The 20208-nt window shown below is 64.7% G+C and carries 17 protein-coding genes; 6 read left to right on the top strand and 11 right to left on the bottom strand.

What is annotated here, in order from left to right; genetic code table 11:
• Nucleotides 1–57 precede the first annotated feature (57 nt).
• Nucleotides 58–726 (top strand): LysE family translocator, encoded by a 669-nt coding sequence (locus A3AC_RS0120425; RefSeq protein ID WP_025601085.1) that lies wholly within the window; start codon nt 58–60, stop codon nt 724–726.
• Nucleotides 727–928: 202 nt separating this feature from the next.
• A complete protein-coding gene (locus A3AC_RS0120420; RefSeq protein ID WP_025601084.1) occupies nt 929–1717 on the top strand; it encodes a sulfite exporter TauE/SafE family protein in 789 nt (262 codons plus the stop codon).
• Nucleotides 1718–1741: 24 nt separating this feature from the next.
• Here the strand turns inward: A3AC_RS0120420 and A3AC_RS0120415 are convergent, their stop codons facing one another.
• Nucleotides 1742–1990 (bottom strand): hypothetical protein, encoded by a 249-nt coding sequence (locus A3AC_RS0120415; RefSeq protein WP_025601083.1) that lies wholly within the window; start codon nt 1988–1990, stop codon nt 1742–1744.
• Between the two features lie 302 nt (nt 1991–2292).
• Nucleotides 2293–2646, bottom strand: coding sequence for a BON domain-containing protein (locus A3AC_RS0120410; protein WP_025601082.1), 354 nt, complete (start codon nt 2644–2646; stop codon nt 2293–2295).
• A gap of 516 nt (nt 2647–3162) precedes the next feature.
• Between A3AC_RS0120410 and A3AC_RS0120405 the strand changes: the two genes are divergently transcribed.
• The 3 genes from A3AC_RS0120405 to A3AC_RS0120395 all read left to right on the top strand — a co-directional run bounded on the left by A3AC_RS0120405 (nt 3163) and on the right by A3AC_RS0120395 (nt 6643).
• Entirely contained in the window at nt 3163–4695 is a 1533-nt protein-coding gene (locus tag A3AC_RS0120405; RefSeq protein ID WP_025601081.1) for a TAXI family TRAP transporter solute-binding subunit, read from the top strand.
• A gap of 100 nt (nt 4696–4795) precedes the next feature.
• The gene (locus A3AC_RS0120400; protein ID WP_025601080.1) at nt 4796–5440 is read left to right on the top strand and encodes a 2-hydroxychromene-2-carboxylate isomerase; all 645 of its coding nucleotides are present in this window, start codon (nt 4796–4798) and stop codon (nt 5438–5440) included.
• A 249-nt stretch (nt 5441–5689) separates the two neighbouring features.
• On the top strand, nt 5690–6643 hold the full coding sequence (locus A3AC_RS0120395; protein WP_025601079.1) for a LysR substrate-binding domain-containing protein: 954 nt from the start codon (nt 5690–5692) through the stop codon (nt 6641–6643).
• Nucleotides 6644–6793: 150 nt separating this feature from the next.
• On the opposite strand, the gene xdhC is transcribed toward A3AC_RS0120395, so the two are convergent.
• Genes xdhC through xdhA form a run of 3 tightly spaced genes read right to left on the bottom strand, consistent with a single transcriptional unit; the run spans nt 6794 to nt 11348 of the window.
• Nucleotides 6794–7378 (bottom strand): xanthine dehydrogenase accessory protein XdhC, encoded by a 585-nt coding sequence (xdhC, locus tag A3AC_RS0120390; protein WP_025601078.1) that lies wholly within the window; start codon nt 7376–7378, stop codon nt 6794–6796.
• Between the two features lie 13 nt (nt 7379–7391).
• Nucleotides 7392–9758 (bottom strand): xanthine dehydrogenase molybdopterin binding subunit, encoded by a 2367-nt coding sequence (xdhB, locus tag A3AC_RS0120385; RefSeq protein ID WP_025601077.1) that lies wholly within the window; start codon nt 9756–9758, stop codon nt 7392–7394.
• 36 nt (nt 9759–9794) lie between these two features.
• Nucleotides 9795–11348, bottom strand: a complete 1554-nt coding sequence (xdhA, locus tag A3AC_RS0120380) for a xanthine dehydrogenase small subunit (protein ID WP_025601076.1) — start codon at nt 11346–11348, stop codon at nt 9795–9797.
• Nucleotides 11349–11744: 396 nt separating this feature from the next.
• Between xdhA and A3AC_RS0120375 the strand changes: the two genes are divergently transcribed.
• Nucleotides 11745–12956, top strand: a complete 1212-nt coding sequence (locus tag A3AC_RS0120375; protein WP_025601075.1) for an MFS transporter — start codon at nt 11745–11747, stop codon at nt 12954–12956.
• Between the two features lie 192 nt (nt 12957–13148).
• Here the strand turns inward: A3AC_RS0120375 and tssJ are convergent, their stop codons facing one another.
• From tssJ to A3AC_RS0120345, 6 genes are all read right to left on the bottom strand, one after another.
• Entirely contained in the window at nt 13149–13760 is a 612-nt protein-coding gene (gene tssJ, locus A3AC_RS0120370) for a type VI secretion system lipoprotein TssJ (RefSeq protein ID WP_025601074.1), read from the bottom strand.
• Nucleotides 13761–13800: 40 nt separating this feature from the next.
• Nucleotides 13801–14793 (bottom strand): type VI secretion system baseplate subunit TssG, encoded by a 993-nt coding sequence (tssG, locus tag A3AC_RS0120365; RefSeq protein WP_051361666.1) that lies wholly within the window; start codon nt 14791–14793, stop codon nt 13801–13803.
• 74 nt (nt 14794–14867) lie between these two features.
• Nucleotides 14868–16691, bottom strand: a complete 1824-nt coding sequence (tssF, locus tag A3AC_RS0120360; RefSeq protein ID WP_025601072.1) for a type VI secretion system baseplate subunit TssF — start codon at nt 16689–16691, stop codon at nt 14868–14870.
• A gap of 36 nt (nt 16692–16727) precedes the next feature.
• Nucleotides 16728–18311, bottom strand: coding sequence for a type VI secretion system protein TssA (gene tssA / locus A3AC_RS0120355; RefSeq protein WP_025601071.1), 1584 nt, complete (start codon nt 18309–18311; stop codon nt 16728–16730).
• Nucleotides 18312–18316: 5 nt separating this feature from the next.
• Nucleotides 18317–18595 carry a hypothetical protein gene (locus tag A3AC_RS0120350; protein WP_025601070.1) on the bottom strand — a complete coding sequence of 93 codons (279 nt, stop codon included), beginning with the start codon at nt 18593–18595 and terminating at the stop codon, nt 18317–18319.
• A partial coding sequence (locus A3AC_RS0120345; protein WP_025601069.1) for a type VI secretion IcmF C-terminal domain-containing protein occupies nt 18592–20208 on the bottom strand: 1617 nt, incomplete at its 5' end. The genes A3AC_RS0120345 and A3AC_RS0120350, both read right to left, overlap by 4 nt.

Here is a 20208-nt window from a genome sequence, read left to right as displayed (position 1 = left end):
ACGCACCCGGTGCCCCCGCGATCAGCTATCCATCACGACAAGCCAACGGAACACTTCATGTCGATGACCAGCCTCTTTTTCACCGCCGCCGGCGTCGGCCTCGCGATTGCCGCGCCGGTCGGCCCCATGGGCATGCTCTGCATCCGCCGCACGCTGACGGGCGGTCCGCGCGCGGGGCTTGCCATCGGCCTCGGCATTGCAAGCGGCGATGCCTTCTACGGCCTGATCGCAGCGCTCGGCCTCGTCAGCATCTCGCAGTTCATGCTGGCTTACGACCGGCCGCTGCATCTGCTCGCCGGCTTGTTTCTGCTCTATCTCGGCGTGCGCACCCTGTTGCAGAAGGCGCCCGCCGACACCGCCAGCGGCGACCAGAACGGCAACGACAATGGCAATGGCAACCACGGCAAGCTCGCGCAAGTGGGCCGCGCGGGCGCGTTGCGCGCCTACGCGAGCTCCCTGCTGCTCACGCTGACCAACCCGCAAACGGTCATCATGTTTGCCGCGCTCTTCACCACGCTCGCGCCGCGCGGCGCGTTTTCGTCGGCCATTGCGCTGACCACGGTCGGCGGCGTGTTCTGCGGCTCCATTGCGTGGTGGTGTGTCCTCGTGACCGTCGTGTCCCTTGCGCGCCATGCAATCGGCGGCAAACTGCGGCTCGCGATTGACCGGCTCGTCGGCATCATGCTGGCGGCGTTCGGCGTCGTGGAGATTCGTCGCGCGCTCTGAGCCGTGCGCCGCCCGAAAACCTGCGCGGCGCTCACGCTTCCGGGCATTCCGTACGCTCGCGCTTCAGTTTTGCGACAATAGCGGCTTTCGCCGCGCCGGGCGCAGCCTTCCTTCCAGTTTGCCGACCGGTGTCGGCGCTCAAGGCACGCGCGCGCCGCCCGTGCCTCAACCGTCAATCCACCGACCGCCAGCGGTCTCTTCAATGGCTCTTCCGCATATCGATCTGTTGTATTCCGTCTCCGGCCTATTTGTCGGCTTTCTGGTCGGACTGACGGGCGTGGGTGGCGGCTCGCTGATGACCCCGATTCTGGTGCTGCTGTTCAACGTGCATCCGGCCACCGCCGTCGGCACCGACCTGCTGTACGCGGCCGCCACCAAGGCGACCGGCACGCTGGTGCACGGCCTGAAGGGTTCGGTCGACTGGCAGGTCACGTTGCGGCTTGCCGCCGGCAGCGTCCCGGCAGCCACCGTCACGCTGCTGCTGTTGCACCGCTATGGCATGGACACACCGGGCGCGAGCCGGCTGATCCAGCTCGTGCTGGGCGCCGCGCTGCTGGTGACGGCGGTGGCGCTCGTGTTCCGCCCGCAACTCGCAGCGCTCGGCGCGCACCGCCGGCGCACCCCGAGCCAGGGACGCACGCTCGTCCTCACCATGCTGACAGGCGCCGTGCTCGGCGTGCTGGTGTCGCTGACTTCGGTGGGCGCGGGCGCGATTGGCGTGACAGTGTTGCTGCTGCTTTATCCGATGCTGCCGACCACGCGCATCGTCGGCTCGGACATTGCGCATGCGGTGCCGCTCACGCTGCTCGCGGGCGCGGGCCACTGGCTGCTCGGCTCCGTCGACTGGTCGATGCTGCTGTCGCTGCTGATCGGCTCGCTGCCCGGCATCGCGATAGGCAGCATGCTGTCCGCACGCGCGCCGGATGCGCTGCTGCGCAATCTGCTCGCCGCCACGCTCACGCTGGTCGGCGTGCGCCTCGTGGTGGCGTGACGGCGCGAGGCGTGCCTCTCGCCGTCATTTGAAAAAGCGGCAGGTCAGATCAGCCTCGAACTGTCTGACCCACTGGCCGTGGCGGTCGTAGTAGGACTGCGCCCAGCCGCCGCGCCGCACCGTGACAAGGCGCTCGTGGGCGGCGTCGACGGGATCGGCGTGAATGGTGACGTCGAAATGCGCGGGCGCGAAGCCGTGCCGCGCGCAGACCAGTTCGAAGGCGGCCCGGTCGTCGATGGGCAGGTCGGTATAGCGTAGGACCGTGGTTTGCATGGCGATCACTCCGTGTCTTCACGCACACAGTACGCCCTGACCGGCGTCGGAAATGTGTCGTCGCGCACAATTGGACGACGGCGCCCCGCGCGCCGCAACGGCGTGTGCTCCGACCATCATCGCCGCTTCAATAATCGCGTGGCGGAAAACAAAAAAGCTCCGGCGGCTTGCCGGAGCTTTTTCACCTCTGTCGAAACGGCGCATTGCGTCGTGAACCGTCTTAGGCGCTGACTTGCACGCCGCCTGGGCGCCCGTTCAATGCGCCGTCGCAGCGGGCTTGCCGCGGCGCCCGCTCGTCATGCTTACTGCTGCATCACCGTCAGCTTGTTCGACACGGACGTCACGCCCGCAACGCCCTTGGCTGCTTCGCCGGCTGCGTCGATCTGGCCCTGGTCGGGCACCGAGCCCGTCAGCGTCACGGCGCCGCCGCGAGCACGCACGGCGATGTTCGACACGTCCACGCCCTGCACCTTCGAAATGGCCGCGCGCACCTTGCGGCCGAGCTGGCTATTGGCCTTCTTGCTCGCCTTCGCGGTCGCGGCAGGGGCGGCTGTCGTGCCCGTTGCCGTTGCATCGCTTGCCTGAGCATAGACATTGCATGCCACCACCATTGCCACCACCGAGCCCAGCGTCTTCAGAAAACCGACCGATTTCATGTTTCTTCTCTCCTTAGCTTCATATTGGACCGCTTGAATAAGCGGCTTCGTTACGACTACCTGCGGCCACACCCAGACGCCTGACGCGACAAGGCGCGCGGCGAGGCAATGGCCGGCTGTGGCTGCGACACGAAATGCGAGAGGCAAAGAGAGGCCGGCTGCCATGTGCCGCATGCGATGACGACGCGCATGCGATGCGGTACGGAAACCGGCAAGCCGCGAAATCCGCCGACGCGCCCGGTTCTTGTGTGTCGTGCCGGGTCGCGCCGCGCGAAACGTGTGTTCGCGGCAGCGATGCACAATTTAATCTAGCCGGGCCAGAAGCGCAAAGGGTTTACTCATGGGGCACGCGAGTGAGCGTCGCTCTCACGCGGGCGTCGTCACTTTTTGTTACGGCTTTCTCCGCGCCCCTGCCGGCCGTGCATTCCGCCGCCGCGGCAATCTCAGGTACCATCGGCGCCACGCGCACAGAGCCGCCATCCAGTTCACTTTCGACCGTAGCCGTCCCGTCATCCGATGAAGCCAGCCACCGGCCGCAAATACCCAACCCGCCCAACCCGCCTCGTCGCCCGTTTCGTCGCGATCTCCTGGCGCGACCTGGCGGTTTCGTTCGGTCCCATCTTCCTGATCGCCGTGGCCGCGATCTGGGTCGCCGTGCGCCTGATCCAGCCCGCGCCGCCGAGCACGCTGACCATCAGCGCCGGTCCCGAGGGCAGCACCTTCTGGAATGCCGCGCAGAAGTACAAGGAGATTCTGGCGCGCAACCGCATCACGTTGAATGTGCTGCCTTCGGAAGGCTCGCTGCAGAATCTGCAACGGCTCTCGGGGCCGAACGCCGATGTCGACGTCGCGTTCGTGCAGGACGGCATTGCGCCCGGCGCGGCCAGCAACGGCTTGATGTCGCTTGGCAGCGTGTCGTATGTGCCGCTCGCGATTTTCTATCACGGCCCTACGGTCACGCGTCTTTCCGAATTCAAAGGGCAGCGGCTCGCGGTTGGCGCCGAAGGCAGCGGCACGCGGCAACTGGCCCTCGCGCTGCTGAAGGCGAACGGCATCGAGCCGGGCGGCGCGACCCGGCTGCTGCCGCTGTCCGGCGACGAGGCCGCGCAGGCGCTCGTCTCCGGCAAGGTGGACGCGGCGTTTCTAGCCGGCGATTCGGCGCAGCCCGCGGTCATGGGCAAGCTTTACCGCACGCCGAACGTGCAGTTCTACGATTTCACCCAGGCCGACGCGTACACACGGCGCTTTCCGTATCTGACGCAACTCGAATTGCCGATGGGCGCATTCGATCTCGGCAAGAACCTGCCGTCCGCGCCGATCCACATGGTCGCGCCGACCGCCGAACTGGTGGCGCGCAATTCGCTGCATCCCGCGCTGTCGGATCTGCTGATCGAAGCCGCGCGCGAGGTGCACGGCAAGGCCAACATCATGCAGCGCGCCGGCGAATTCCCCGCGCCGCTCGCTCACGACTTTCCGATCAGCGACGACGCCGCGCGCTACTACAAGTCGGGCAAGAGCTTTCTTTACCGGCTGTTGCCGTTCTGGCTCGCGAGTCTCGCCGACCGGCTGCTGGTGGTGGTCGTCCCGCTCGTCGTGCTGCTGATTCCGGCGTTGCGTCTCGTGCCGTCGCTGTATGCGTGGCGCGTGAAGTCGCGCATCTATCGCTGGTACGGCGCGCTGATCGCGATCGAACGCAGCGCCCTCAGCGATCACTCGGCGGCCGAGCGGGCCTCTTTGCTGCAGCGGCTCGATACCATCGAGGATTCGGTGAATGGTCTGAAGATGCCGCTCGCCTACGCCGACCAGTTCTACGTGCTGCGCGAGCATATCGGCTTTGTGCGGGCGCGGCTCACGCAAAGCCGCGACGCGCGGCGCGACATCTCCGGCGATGAAGCGGACGACGACTCCGCCGCGGCGAGCGAAGCGAAAGAAGCAGACGAAGCCGACCAGGCCAGCAATAAAGACGGCATGCCCGCCACGCCGAACGAAGCTGCCGAAATCGGTGAAACCGGCGAAACGCGGGCGGACGAGCGCCGCAAACCAGATTGACGGTGCAAGGCAGAGCCGCACCGCGTAAGATCATTACAATTCCGACGTTCGAGCAGATTCATCCGCCGATCCCGTCGGGCAGGCAATCCGGGAGACATATATGACCGTTGGCATCGACGCCGCGCAGCCGCTGTGGTTTTACGATTTCGTCTCGCCGTTCACATATCTGCTGCTCGAGCAACACGATAAATGGCCGGGCTTCGACTTCGTCTTTACGCCGGTGGTGCTGAACGACCTGTATCGCCATTGGGGGCAGCGGCCGGCTTACAGCGTGCCGGCCAAGCGCACGTTCATGTACCGGCACGCCCTTTTTCGCGCAGAGCAGCTCGGCATTCCGTACAAGATGCCGCCCGCTCATCCCTTCGATTCCATGAAGGCGCTCCTGCTCGCCACCGCCGCTCAGGCGGACGTGGTCTGCGTGCGTGAGATCTTCCGTTTTATCTGGCGCGAGGGCCGCGATCCCTCGAGCGACGAGGCGTTCGCCGAACTATGCGAGCGCGTGGGCATGCCCGACGGGCCCGAGCTAATCAGAAGCGAGGAAGTGAAGGCCCAGTTACAGCGCAATACCGCCGATGCGATCGGGCTCGGCGTCTACGGCGTGCCTACCTTCCGTCTGAACGATCAGTTGTTCTGGGGCGAGGACGCCTTGCCGATGGTGCTCTACTGCGCGCGTACGCCGAACTGGCTGGAATCGAGCGAGGTAAAGCGGATCAGCGCGCTGCCCTGGGGTTCGTCGGATATCTGAGCGCCGGCGCGCGGCGGTGCGCCCACACAAGGTGCACCTGATGCCGGTCATACCGCGCCCGCTATGGCGGCTGCAGTGCAATCGGGCCTAAGGTTATAACCTTTGCGCCATACACGATCTCGCGCGTTTTGCGGGGCCTTCGCGCACGGCTGACTTTCGGACCTTGCGGCTTTGCGGCTTTGCGACCCCGGACTCTGGGGCGCCTGGGTGGCCGATACCACGCCCGACCGCTTCGCTTTCCTTTTTGCCATGGACGACACCGCCGCCTCCCTCGATATCTGGCTCGTGCGCGTGCTGCGCACGCTGCTCGTCGAGCGCAGCGTCACGCAAACCGCGCTGCGGCTGAATCAGACGCAGCCTGCGATCAGCACCGCGCTGCGCAAGCTGCGCGAGACGCTGAACGACCCGATCCTCGTGCGGGGCAAGTCGGGCATGGTGCCGACCGAGTATGGCGAATCGCTGCTCGCCTCGGCGCAACGCGTGCTGCGCGAGGTCGACTTTGTGGCCACGCCCCACGGCGACTTCGATCCGGGCCGCTCGCGCCGCACGTTTCGCGTGGCGGCGCCTGATTATCTGAACGACTTCTTCATGCCGACCGTGATCGCGCAGTTTCGCGAGGCGGCGCCGCATGCGCGGCTCGAAATCGATTCGCTGAACCCGATGCTCGACCATTCAGCCGCGCTGGACGCGGGCGAGCTCGATCTCGTGATCGGCAACTGGCCGAAGCCCGATCCACGTTTCGAGCGTAGCGATCTTTTCTCGGACACCGTGGTGTGCATGATGCGCGCGGATCATCCGCTCGCGCATGCGCCGCTCACGCGAGAGGCCTATCTCGCGGCGCCGCATCTCGCGCCGACTCCGTATAGCGGCGGACGCGGCGGCGCGATCGACATCGGCTTTGCGCGTGCCAGAGCGGAACGGCGCGTCGTGGCCACGCTGCCCTACTTCGGCCTCGTGCCGCAAACACTGTTGCAATCGGATCTGATCTTCACGACGACGCGCCGCTTCGCGACGCACTACGCAAGCATTTTGCCGCTCGCGGTCGTCGAGGCGCCCATTCCGTTTCCGCGTATCAAGTGCTATCAGATGTGGCATCCGCAGCCTGATCGGCCGAGCGATCTCGGCTGGCTGCGTGCGTTGATGTCGCAAGTGTCGGACGCGCTGGTTGCGCAGAAGGCGCGGCGCGCGAAGCGGGTACGGTGAGCGGTGTTGGGAGAGCGTCGGAGGAGCGGGTTGTGCCTTCACGCGTTATCACGCTTGCAGCGCTTTTGTGGTTTGAGGCACTTCGCGGGATTGAAGCGCTTCAGGATCTGGAGGCGCCGCGAGCGGTGCAGGCGCACTCCCCGCCTGCGGCTATACGCTAACGGCCGGCCGTTGACGTGTGTGTTCCAAGCCCTCAGCCAGTGCCGCAACTTGCCGCCGCCCGCGAACCTGCAGCAACTCCGCGCACACCGCCACGGCAATAGCCGCCGGGGCTTTATCGACGATACCTGCAATGCCGATCGGACACGTCATCTGCGCGAGCCGCCCAGCCTCGACGCCACGCTCGAGCAGACGCCGCTCGAACTTCACGCGCTTTGTCTTTGAGCCGATCATGCCGAAGTAAGCGAAGTCGCGTCGCCGCATGATGCCCAGCGCGAGCGAAAAATCGAGCGCATGGTTGTGTGTCATCACCAGAAACCAGGCGCCGGGCGGCGCCGCGTCGACTATCGCCTCGGGGGTGTCGGTGGCTTCGATCTGCACGTTCGCGGGCGTTTCGTCGGGAAAGAGTTCGTCACGTTCGTCAACCCACTGAACCACGCACGGCAAGGTGCCGAGCAACTCGACGAGCGCATGCCCCACATGTCCCGCGCCAAACAGGACGATGTGCAGGGGCGCCGGGCGCGGCGCTTCCACGGCGCTGCGCCGGCCGATTCGAATGGAAGTGCAGTCTTTCATCGCAATGATCCCGCTAGCGCCGTGCAGCGGACGTCGCGGCGCGCACGGCGCCGATAGCCTTGAGGATCTCCTCGCTCGTCGCCGGCGCGTTCAGCGGCGGATTCACCTTGTGATCACCGACTGCGGAGACCGCATCGCGAATCGCAAAGAACACCGAGAACGGCAACAGCAACGGCGGCTCGCCCGTCGCCTTCGAACGATGAATGCTGTCCTCCGCATTGCGGTTCTTGAAGAGGCGCACGTTGAACTCTGGCGGCGTATCGTTGACGGTCGGAATCTTGTACGTGGACGGCGCGTGCGTCATCAGCTTGCCGCCTGCGTTCCACCACAGCTCTTCGGTGGTCAACCAGCCCATGCCCTGAATGAACGCGCCTTCCACCTGGCCGATGTCGAGCGCCGGATTCAGCGACGCGCCCACGTCATGCAGCGCGTCCGCGCGCAGCACGCGCATTTCGCCGGTCAGCGTATCGATCACCACTTCCGACACTGCCGCGCCATACGAGTAGTAGTAGAACGGCCGGCCTTGCAGCTTCGCCTGATCCCAATGCAGCTTGGGCGTCGTGTAAAAGCCGTCGGACCACAACTGAATGCGCGCGAGGTAGGCCTTCGCGACCACTTCCTCGAACGGCACCACAGCCTCACCGACGATCACACGGTCATGCGCAAAACGCACTTCTGAAGCAGTAACCTGGCCCGCGCCGAACCGCTCCGCCGCGAACGCGGCGAGGCGCTCGCGCAACTGACGCGCGGCGTCCTGCGCGGCCTTGCCGTTCAGATCGGAGCCAGTCGACGCCGCCGTCGCCGACGTATTCGCGACCTTGCTCGTATCCGTCGCACTTACGCGGATACGCTTGAAACCGACGCCCAGTTCATGCGCGACGACCTGCGCCACCTTGGTGTTCAAGCCCTGGCCCATTTCGGTGCCACCGTGGTTCACGAGCACGGAACCATCGGTATAGATGTGCACAAGGGCGCCGGCCTGATTGAAATGCGTAACGTTGAACGCAATGCCGAATTTGACCGGCGTAAGCGCGAGGCCTTTTTTCAGCACCTCGTTGTTCGCGTTGAATTCGTTGATCGCGGCGCGCCGTGCGCGGTATTCGCTCGTCGCTTCCAGTTCGTCGATCAGTTCGTGAATGACGTTGTCTTCGACCATCTGACCATACGGCGTCTGATTGCGCTCGGTCTTGCCGTACAGATTGCGGCGGCGCACGTCGAGCGAATCCTCGCCAAGGGAACGCGCGACGTTGTCCATGATGTATTCGATTGCGAACGCGCCCTGCGGACCGCCGAAGCCGCGAAACGCGGTGTTCGACTGCGTGTTGGTCTTGCCGCAGAAGCCGTCGATCGTGACGTCCGAAAGCCAGTACGCGTTGTCGAAGTGACACAGCGCGCGCGTCATGACCGGGCCCGACAGGTCTGCCGAAAAACCGCAGCGCGAAGTCATGTCCACCGCGACGCCCTCTATTACGCCCTTGTCGTCGTAGCCCACTTCATACGTGTAGTGGAAGTCGTGGCGCTTGCCGGTGACCATCATGTCGTCGTCGCGATCGGGGCGCAGTTTGACGGGGCACAACAGCTTCCACGCGGCGAGCGCCGCGCAGCAGGCGAACAGGCCCGACTGCGATTCCTTGCCGCCGAAACCGCCGCCCATGCGCCGGCATTCTATTAATACGTTATGCGAAGCAATGCCCAACGCGTGCGCGACAAGGTGCTGCATCTCCGTGGGATGCTGCGTCGAGCAGTACACGTGCATGCCGTCGTCGTCTTTGGGCACCGCGTAGGAAATCTGCCCTTCCAGATAGAACTGCTCCTGGCCGCCGAGCAGCATTTCGCCCGCCTCGCGATGCGCCGCGCGCGCGATCTTCGTGCCGGCCTCGCCGCGCGCGAGTTTCATCGGCGGCAGCACAGACTGATTTGCGGCGCGCGCCTGCTGCGCGGTCAGAATCGCGGGCAATTCCTCGTAGACGATCTCGGCGCGCCGCGCCGCGAGCCGCGCAGTTTCATGCGAGGTCGCGACCACGATGAACACCGGCTGCCCGACGTATTGCACGAGGCCGTCCGCGAGAATCGGATCGTCGCCGTGGACGATCGGCGCGACGTCGTTGGCGCCCGGAATGTCGTCCGCCGTGAAGATCGCGACCACGCCGGGCGTCGCGCGCACTTTGTCGAGCGACATCGACACGATCCTGGCATGCGCTTTCGACGACAGGCCGAGCGCCGCATGCAACGTGCCGGCGACGGTGGGGATGTCGTCGGTATAAGTGGCGCGACCGCTCACGTGCAGATGCGCCGATTCATGCGGACGCGACACGTGCACCTGCGTGAAGTCGTCAAGCGCGTGAGCGTCTTTCAGGAAGGGTTCCGCATGCTGATTCATTGTTGTGTTCTCCGTATTTCTGCTGGATCGCGCGCGTCAGGCGCCGGCTGCCGCGTTGACCGCGCCATGTGCGTCGGCAGGCGCGCGGGCCGCCGCGACCGCGCGCACATCGAGCGCGCTTTTGGGCAGCGGATTGTGCGGACGCGTTTCGAGCCAGAAGCGATACAACGTGTTTTTCGCGGCCTCCAGACGATAGTTGCTGGTCGCGCGCATGTCCGAGAGCGGCGTGTAGTCGTTGCCGAGCGCGAGCATCGCGGCCTGCGCGGTGGCTTCATGCCACTCTGCATCGCGCAGCACGGCTTCGGCATGCGTCGCGCGCTTCGGTGTGGCGGCCATGCCGCCGAACGCGATGCGCGGCTCGCGAATCAGCGCGCCGTCCGCGATGAACGAAAACGCCGCGCACACGGCGGAGATGTCGGAGTCGAAACGCTTGGACAGCTTGTAGGTGCGAAATTGCAGTTGCGCGCGTGCGCCGGTGCGAGCCGGCACCTTCACGCCGACGACGAACTCGTGTTCCGCCATGTCCTTCTTCTGATAGGCGAGGTACAGGTCTTCGAGCGGCATTTCGCGTTCGCTCGCGCCGCCGCGCACGATCACGCGCGCGCCAAGCGCGATGAGACCAGGCATCGAGTCGCCGATCGGCGAACCGTTGGCGATGTTGCCGCCGAGCGTGCCCGCGTTGCGAATCGGCAGCGAGGCAAAGCGCTGCCACATTTCGGTGACTTCCGGGTACTGCTTCGCGATCTCCGCGTAGGCATTCTCGACTGTCACGCCCGCGCCGATTTCGATCCAGTCGCCGCGCGTTTCGAGCTTCTGCAATTCTGCGATCTGCCCCACGTAGATCACGTTGCCGAGGTCGCGCATCTGCTTGGTGACCCACAGGCCGATGTCCGTGCTGCCCGCGAGAATGCGCGCCGCCGGTTCGGCCTGCTTGATCTGCGCGAGCGCTTCAACGGTGCGCGGCGCATAAAAGCGCTGACCGTCCTGTTCATAGTGAAACGTGTGATCGCGTTGCAGCGTGGCGAGCGCAGTCGCCAATGCATTTACATTCACCGGCGCTTTCGGCGGGGGGGCTTCGAACATGCGCACGGCCGCATCCACAATCGGACGATAGCCCGTGCAGCGGCACAGGTTGCCGGTCAGCGCGTTGCTGATCGTTTCGCGCGAGGGCACCGTCCTGTTCGCGCAGCTCTGTTCGTGACCGTGCTTTTCATACAGCGACCACATCGACATGACAAAGCCGGGCGTGCAGAAACCGCACTGGGAGCCGTGGCATTCGACCAGCGCCTCTTGCACCGGGTGCAGCGAGCCGTCCGGCTGGCGCAGATCTTCGACGGTAAAGAGCGCCTTGCCGTCGAGCGTCGGCACGAACTGGATGCACGCGTTGACCGCCTTGAAGTCGACGCCGCCCGCTTCGTTTCGCTCGCCGATCACGACGGTGCACGCGCCGCAATCGCCCTCGGCGCAGCCTTCCTTGGTGCCGGTGCAATGCACGTCCTCGCGCAGATACTGCAGGACCGTGCGCGTGACGGGCGCGTCCTTGATCTCGCGTATCTCGTTGCGGTGATAGAAGCGAATCGGCTCAGTCATGTCTCAGGCTCTCGATGTTCTCGGAATTTCGGGTGCGGCTGCCAGTACCGCGGGGATGGTTCGAAAACTATCACCGTCAATAAATGGAACCCATAGGCCGAACCGCATGCGGGATATATTCGCAAAGCGATATCGAGATAGGTTTGGCGCGGCGTTGGCTTATGTTGGTGTGGCTGGTTTGAGGCGTTTTGTTCGTCGTGCGCGCGTTCCGGACGGTCTCGTCGCTGTGTCGGAGCGGGTTTCCAAAGCCAACGGGTCCGTATTTCGCAGCCGAAGCCTCACTTCCGCAGCGTTTGCCTCCCGCTTTCGTCCGATGATTGTTAAGCGAACGCTGCAAGGGAATCGGTTCCATGGGAAAATCATGCCTTCCCGCCGTTTTCAAGTCTCGTTTTCCCCATGTCCACCGACTCAGCGCCACCTCGCAGCGAATTTGCGACGACCATGCAGATCATTCCGGTCGTCTTTTTCACGTTTCTTTGCTACCTGACGATCGGCATTCCGCTTGCGGTGCTGCCGGGCTACGTCCACGGAGACCTCGGCTACAGCGCGGTGCTTGCCGGCGCGGCGATCAGCGTGCAATACTTGGCGACGCTGGCCTCGCGGCCGCTCGCCGGCCGTTCCGCGGATACGCTCGGGCCCAAGCGCACGGTATCGATCGGCTTGCTCGGCTGCGGCGCGAGCGGCGTGCTGTTGCTGCTGGCGGTCTTGTGCGGACGCTGGCCCGCGGCGAGCCTCGCACTGCTGGTGTGCAGCCGGCTCATACTCGGATTCGGCGAAAGCCTGTGCGGCACGGGCGCGATTCTGTGGGGGATCGGCCGCGTGGGCACGAGCAACAACGCGCGGGTGATCTCGTGGAACGGCATCGCCACGTATGGCGCGCTCGCGGTCGGCGCGCCGCTCGGCGTGGCGATCGAGCGGTCAGTCGGCTTTGCGGCGCTCGGCATTCTGGTGATCCTGCTGGCGGCGCTCGGCTTCTACCTCGCGCGGTCGATTGCGCCGGTGCCTCTCGTGCACGGCGAGCGGATGTCATACCGGAGCGTATTCACGCGCGTGCTGCCGCACGGCATAGGTCTCGCGCTCGGCTCCGCCGGTTTTGGATCGATCGCGACGTTCATCACGCTGTTCTATGCGGCGAAGCAGTGGCCGAACGCGGCGTTGTCGCTGACCGTGTTCGGCACGCTGTTCATCGGCGCGCGGCTGCTGTTTGCCAACACGATCAAGACCTACGGCGGGTTCCGGGTCGCGATTGCTTCGTTTTCGTTCGAATGCGTTGGTTTGCTGATGCTATGGCTCGCGCCCGAACCGCATATCGCGCTGGCGGGCGCGGCATTGACGGGGTTCGGGTTTGCGTTGGTGTTTCCGGCGCTGGGCGTGGAGGCGGTGGGGCTCGTGCCGCCGGCCAGCCGGGGCGCGGCTTTGTCGGCTTACTCTGTGTTTCTCGATTTGTCGCTGGGCATTACCGGGCCGTTGGCCGGATATATTGCCGGCGAGTTCGGATATGGCTCGGTGTTTCTGTTCGCGGCTATTGCTGCCGCGGCGGCTGTTGGGCTGTCGTCTTTTCTTTATCTTCGCGATGCCAAGGTCGGGAAGATGCCCGCGGCACTTTGAGAGTGGGTGCGCGCCCGGCGGGATTGGCGGGCGGCACTTTCTGATGCCTTCGGCGGGATTGAGAGCGCGGCGTGCTTGATGCGCGCCGGCGACTGGGCTGCGCAAGCTTGTCTGCCGCGCACAGCGCACGCGCCTTCACCTACCTGGTCGGCTCCTGCACGCCGCACCGCGCGTATTGTTCGCGTGAAAAAACTATCCTGCCTGCGTTGCGTGGTCGTTCACAGCGGGGGGCTTCGGCTTGGGCGGATTCGGTAGGCTCTGCTGCGGCGCGTTGCGCCGGATCGTGTCATCGGTGGTGCCGACCAGATTCAGCGTATTGTCGCGCGCCTCGATTTTCACCGGGTCTGTCTTTTTCCACTGCTTCTTCGGGATGACGAGCTTCCAGGTCGCGTCGCTGCCGGCGTTGCGGAAGAAGGCAACGACGCCGACATACTGCGCGTCGCCGTTCATCGGCTCGCTGATGCTCGCGCTCGCGTCCGGGCGCAGTACCACGTCTTTCGTCGCCAGCAGATCGGCTTTCAGTGCGTCGAGGTCGCTCGTTTGCAACTGCTGGTAATCGAGTTGCTGGAACGTCTGTGGCGTTTTCAACTGATAGATCCGCACCACCGTCGACAACGATTGTCCATCGCCATTTGCGTTCAATGACGAGCGGCTCACGAGGTCGACGTTCATCGTTTTCACCTGCGTCGTGAACGCCCATTTCGCTGCGTCCACCGTGCTGTCTTTCACCGTCTGCCCTACCCCGCAACCGGCGAGGGCAAGTATGGCTAGAACGATTGCACCGGTTCGAAGTTGCCGCATCATCGTTTGGTCCTTTCTTTGTTGCATGTACTTTGAGTGCCTGTTAGTGGGCGGGACGCGAGGGAGTGCGGCCGTGGGTGCGGTGCTGTTGGCTGCCGCCGGTCCATTGGCCGAGCTGGACGCGGGTAATTTCGACCGCACGATCGCCCGCTTTCGACCACGGCAGCTGGGTGGTATAGCCGAGACTGACCTGATCCGAATTTAGCTGCTGGCCCGGCATCAGTTCCGGGCTCACGTGCATTTCCAGATGCGCCCGTGCCTCGTAACCCAGGTAGAAGCGCAACAGCGCCATCAGTTCGCGATGGCGGCTACGCCCCGGCATCAAGCCGAGTACCGTTTCACGCGATCGGGGAGTAATGGCGACGCGCACAGTATTGGCCCTGTCATAAAAGCCGCGGCCCAACAGACAGCCTTCGCCCAATGCGCCCGGCACGTAATCGTCTGCGCGAATCCATACCGGATGGAACTCCTCCACCGTCACGCGCGCATCCGGCACCGCGTGCTGTAGCACGCCCGCCAGCCCTTCCGCAGTGCGTGTTTTCTGGTTCGCCAGACCCAGCATAGACAGCAGCTTGCGTGGGCCGACCGCCTCAGCGATCTCCGGAGCGCCGAAGCCGAGCCCGGCGAAGCTAAGGAGGTACCGCGAGATCTCATCCGTGCCGTCACGTCTGAATCCCGCCGGATAGCGATACTTGCGCCGGACGCGGTAGTACTGCGCAACCACCCGGTGATGGAACAGGTCGAGAAACGCCGACATGGGTTCGGCGCCGTCGCGGTTCTGCGCAACCTCGTCGACGAAGTAGGAGGGCATGCGCGCATCGACTCCGTACAGCCCGAGAAAGGTCGTGCGTACCGTAGGCGGCGCCGACGGATCGTCCAGATCGTATTCGACCGCATCGATCTCGCGGTTCGGGAACCCTAGCCGCATCCGCGAGCGGAAGCGCACCGGTTCGGCGGACGGCGAATCGGTCGTACCGAGTGGCGGCTTGTCCGGCGCGGCCAGTTCGATCAGCTCGCAGAAGCGGAAGAAGTTCATCCGCGGTGCCTGATCGAGCAGGACTGGCAGCAACGTCCTGTCGGCGTATGGCTGGAACTCCCTGCCCGGCGCGTTCAAAACGGTGCTCCTTCGCCCTTTGTATCGGGCCAATCCATGCGGTGGCCGGTGGGCTGCGAGATGACCACCAGCCGCGTGAAGAGGTTCAGCGTTGCGTACAGTCCGAGGAAACGATTCAACATTCCGCCGAATAGTTCGATATCGCCATCGCCCGCGAACTGATTGCTGTCGAGCGTCACCTCGATCTCCACGCCACGCTGCAGCCCGCCTTGCACGAGGTTCTGCAACAGCCGGTGTTTGACGTCCGTAATCGCGTCGATGCGGCGTTTGTTCAGTTCGCCCTCGGTCCAGTCGTACAGGGAGAGCGAACCGCGCAGGATTTCCGCATTGAGCAGCGACAGGTAATTCGGCGCGAGATGCGACAGCACGCGCCACTGGAAACGGTCGCCGGTTGGCGGATAGACCGGTAGCGTGGGCGCGGTGAGATTGCGCACAGAGCCGATGTTCGTGAACCCGCTGCGCATTCTCGTAATACCCGCTTCGCGCAAGCCTTTGCGCGGGAGCATACCGTTGGTGCCGGTCACAGACAGCGACAGCGTTTCATCCTCCAGCGCCTCCTGATGCTCCCACGCATGGCCGCCGAGCACGACCCACGTGTCGAAGCGCCCCGATGGCCCACGCCGCACACGCGTGTGGAAATAGCGTTCGGGCATTTCGTGGCGCAGCATGCCACCGCGATGACGGAATGCGGCGAACGGCGCGTATTCGAAGCGCCGGCCAGATCCCGCCTCGAGGCCCTGGACGCTATCCACGGAATAGACATCGACGTGCTCGCCGTAATGCGCGATTGCGTGAACGCGGTATTCGGTTTCGAACTGGGTGGCGACCACCGGGTCGGCTTCGAGCTGAAACAGATTGATGATCGGCGTGCAGAAGAGCCGCACGTTCTCAGCCGAGAAACGCATGTCGTCGGGATAGGGCTTGTGCAGCACGACTTCCACGTCGAAATACGGCGCGTCCTGCGCGATTGCCTGCATGTCGAGGCCGAGCAGATCCACGAACATGAACTTTTCGGGGAACGTGAAGTACTCGAGCAGCAACTGGTAGCCGCCGAACGCGTTATCTGCCTTCGGCCACAGGCGTTCGTTCGCGGCAAAGCCGGCCGGTTCGATGCGCAGCCCCGGCATCGGCTGCGGCATGCCGGCACGATCGGCGGGATAGCCGGGCACGCGCACATTGATCGCCACCGGCTCTGCAATCAGCGCCGCATAAAGGGCAAGGGCCACCGGCCGGTCGGCGTTGAGGAACAGGCGCAGCCGCGGTACTTCCAGCTGCTCGCGCCGCGCCTGCGGTTGCACTTCGAGCCGCAAACGCAGTACGGATCGGCCGTCTTCGCGCGCGTAGGCGCGGGCGTCGGACAAATGCAGCGGATACAGGTCCACTTCCTGGGTGGTCCGGTAGATGCACTCGACACCCTCGTCCGCAGCACCCGACGATGCTCCTGCCGTGATCGGATCCGACGTCACTTCGAGTCCGGCCGCGAGCGTTTCATGTTTCTGCAGTGCGCCATGGGCCGGGCAAAGTTCGAGAATCGATAGCGACGGAATCATGCGCAGATAATGCGGCCACAGCATGCTGACAAGCCCCTCGGTCAGCTCCGGTAGTTCGTCATCAAGCTTGTGGCGCAGACGCCCCATCAGGAACGCAAAGCCTTCGAACAGCCGTTCTACGTGCGGGTCGCGATCTCCAACGCGGTCGATGTTCAGCATCCTCGCCCGGTCAGGAAATGCCCGCGCGAACTCCTTGCCCGCTTCGCGCAGATAGCGCATTTCCGCTTCGTAGTAGCGGAGGACTTCATTGTCTTTAGTGGCGCTGTTCATTGGCGCAATCTCGCATGTCAGTATCCTCGTATGGGCTTAAGCCAGCGTGACCGCTCGCGCCGGATCGATAGCGGTCAGCTCGTCCGTCAACAGCTCGATCCGCGCGCTCAACGCGGGCTTGTCCGCGTCCTTGCGATTGATCCGCACTTTCAGCAGACGCACCAGGTGATGCTTGGCTTCAAACGCGAGGGACGGCTCCCACGCGGCGAGCTCGAAACGCTGCGCGCTGCGCTCGAGCGTGGACAACAGATGCAGCGCGGTGTCCGCACGATCGGCGCGCTCGGCCACGCGCGCCATTACCAGTTGGCGCAGAAAGCGCTCGCGTTCGCCGTGTTCTCCGCGCTGCGCGGGCAAGCATTGCAGCCAGGCAAACGCCGCGTCGAGTCCCTGCTGGGCGGCAAGGTCAGAAGCCTGCGCTTCGGTCTCCGCCCAGTCGGTCTGAGCCGACGACTTGCTCACCGGCGCAACCGCCTCGCCACGCTCGACGTCCCGCACCGTGGCGTAGCGCGCGATCCATTCGAGCGTCGCGTCGTCGGCGAACGGCGAACCATCGGAAAACGCAAGTTGATCGAGCCCCGGCAGGCGTTCGAGCATCAACGCACAGTCAGTCGCCGCCAGATCGCGGACCTGCGCGTATTCGCCACCAGCCTGCTCCTGCGCGCTGAACGCGTAGTACTGCAGATCCAGCCAGAAGTGATTGGCGCCTTCGGCAAACGCCGCTTCGACCCGATCCAGCAGTTCCGGCCATTGCTTCTGCAGCAGCAGGCGTTTTAGATGCGAGCGCAATTCGGCGCGCGGCGCGACGAGCCGCGTTTTGCCATTGGCCTCGTGCGGCGGCACCTCCGTGAGCGTGTCCCAGCGCACGCAGCGCATCAGCCGGTAAGCCGCCAGATATCCGTGTGGCTGGTCCCGCAGAAACTGCGCCATCTGACGCGCGCGGTCGAGCAGTTCGCGGGTCGAGGAGACTTCCGTGGCGGCCGCCAGCATCGCCGACGGCGTTGCGCCGGAGGGCGTGTCGTTGCTGACGCCTGGCGCAGGCTGCGGCGTTTCCACGCGGCTTTCGAAGCGGCGAAAGAGCGGATCCAGATCTGGACGTGCGGCTTCGGGCCATTGCGCGGTGCGCTCGACAATCAATGCCAGCGCCGAGAGCGTGCGTTCGAGCAGCGTCTCCGACAGACCCTGCACGCGTTCGAGCCGGTCCGCGAACGTGCTGCCCGCGAGCCATTCCAGCGCAGCCTTGCGGGTTCCCATGCGGGCCGGCAGTAGCTCTTCGCCAAAACGGTCGACGAGTGCCGAAAGCAGTTCGAATCCGCACGCGACGCCTTCAGCGCCATCACGACGCATACGTCCATAGACGTAATAGACCGCGAGACGCACATCCTTAGCGCTGTGCTTAAGCAGGCGCTCGGCTGTTTCGACGATCAGCGTGTCGTCGATGTCGGAAAGTTTCGCGACCTCTTCCTTGATCGCGAGGAAGTCGTCGTCGTAACCGGGGTCGGCCCCGGTGGACGCGCTATCGCTGATGGGACGCAGCCAGTCATCCCATCGACCTTGTGTCGAACGGGCAAGATCGGACGGCGTGCGCGCGCCGAATAGCGCGCTCAGAAGGTTCGTTAGCATAGGCGTCAAAGAGGGGCTGCGCGCGGACCGGCGCGCCGGTCTAAGCGAAAGAGCGATGGCGCAATGAAGATGAGCTTGCGCAGCAAAAACTGCCGGCTGCCTGCTTCAGACAGGCAGACGACGGTTGTGGGATAGCGGTGATAGACATGCTCCGGCAACGAAGTGTTGCGCACGTTTGCCCCATGGGTCGCATCCGTCGCGGCGGCAAGAATTCGCCGCGCGCGCCGGTGAAGTTCGCGACGCGCCGGCAGATAGGATTCCACGGTACGCCCGGTACGGTTCATAGCGGCAGCGAACCTTGAGGCAGCGGTGCTGCCGCGTGCCTTGCGGCGTCGCGCATGGCTTGCGGCAACGGCGGCGGACCCTCGGCCTGCGCGACCTTTTTTGCGCCCGCTGCGCCAATACCGCCCTTGCTCGCGAAGATCCGCGCAGGCAGCACGACATTGCGCAGCGCAAGCAGTTCCAGTGGCCCCTTGCCTACCTCTGTGCGCATCATGAAGCTGAGCGGGTAGGTCAGTTCCTGCGATGCAGGCGTAAGCGGCCCCTGCGACGTGAGACTGTCGAGGCGCCGCGCGCCGCCGAGCGGCATTGTGCCGGCGCTGTAATCGTCCTCGTCATCCGCGCTCCCCGCCGCTGCGGTGGACGCTGAGCCAGGCTTCGCTGCCTGCGGGACTTTCGATGCATCCGCAGCGGCCTGCCAGGTCAGCAGGAACGTGGCACTGTCCATGGGCTGCACTCGTGCCCGCTCGAGCATCCGCACAAGCCCCCAACGGCCACCGAACTCGAAGCTGCTGTTGGTGCCGGCCTTCTCCGTCTGCCACTGAAGGCGGGTGCCAAGACCCTGCGGGCTGTTGGACGGCCAGCTTAACGCCTGCCACGCCTCAATCTGGTTGTAGTAGTGCAGGGTCTGGCCATCCAACGTCAACAGTATGTCAGTCACGCCGGCCGTCGGCACGGGCTTGAGATCGAAGCGGTATTGCGGCTCGCCCAAGGCGAGCAGATGCCCCGCAATGCGCTGCAGCGTGTTCAACGCCTTGAGGAAATCCGGATCGAATGTCGCGCTGCCTGTGGAGGCAGGCACCCACTGGTCGCCTTGCAGTTCGAGGACGCCCGCGAGCTGCGATCCGAGAAACGCACCGATCAGGCCGCCCTGCGGCCGCAGGAACCGTGCAAGCTCGGCCAGCGACGCGTCGTTAGCTGTGTTGGCGAATGGATAGCGCCCCGCGAACGACCGGTTCCATGTGGCGACGATCGTCTGACGCCATGCGTCGTTCAGACTCGCCTGGGCGGGCAGCAGTACCGTCTGCATCGCCTGCGCAACCGGCCGCACGAAGAGCGCATCGCCCATGCCGGCCCATTGCGCACCGAGGCTCGCGGCAATCAGTTGCGCATAAGTCTGAGTGTCGGCCAACTCCGAGCCCTTGCCCTGAAACAGCGACTGCGCGATTTGTCTTGCCTGGGCGTCGGAGTCCGGGCTGTCGCTGATCTGTTGAAGCTTCAGGCGCAATGTGGTGAGGCGCTCCATGAAGCGCTGCAGGCTCAGGTCGCCGCTCGCGCCGCTATTGACGCTCCCCTGCACGACAAGCCGCATGACTGGACCGAACGACGCGTCCATGCGCAGCGCGCGCGCCGGCCGCGGGTCGAGCACGTTGCTCTCACCCTCATAGACCACCTGCCAGGCGATCTCGGCCTCGTGACGCAGTTGCGCTTCCCACTTGGCGCCGTCCTGGTCGAGATGATGCGTGCCGTAGACGTACGGCTGGCCGTAGGTAGTCGGGTCCTTGCGGGCGATGTTCGCCTCGGCCTTGTAGCGCTCCCAGGCCTGATCCGGGTTGTAGTCCGCCACCACGACCGATTGCGGCACCGTGTCAGCATGCATCTCGAGCGCGAAAACCGC

The organism is Burkholderia sp. WSM2230 (assembly GCF_000472445.1).
Taxonomy (GTDB): Bacteria; Pseudomonadota; Gammaproteobacteria; order Burkholderiales; family Burkholderiaceae; genus Paraburkholderia.
This window is presented reverse-complemented; position numbering and strand designations above follow the sequence as displayed.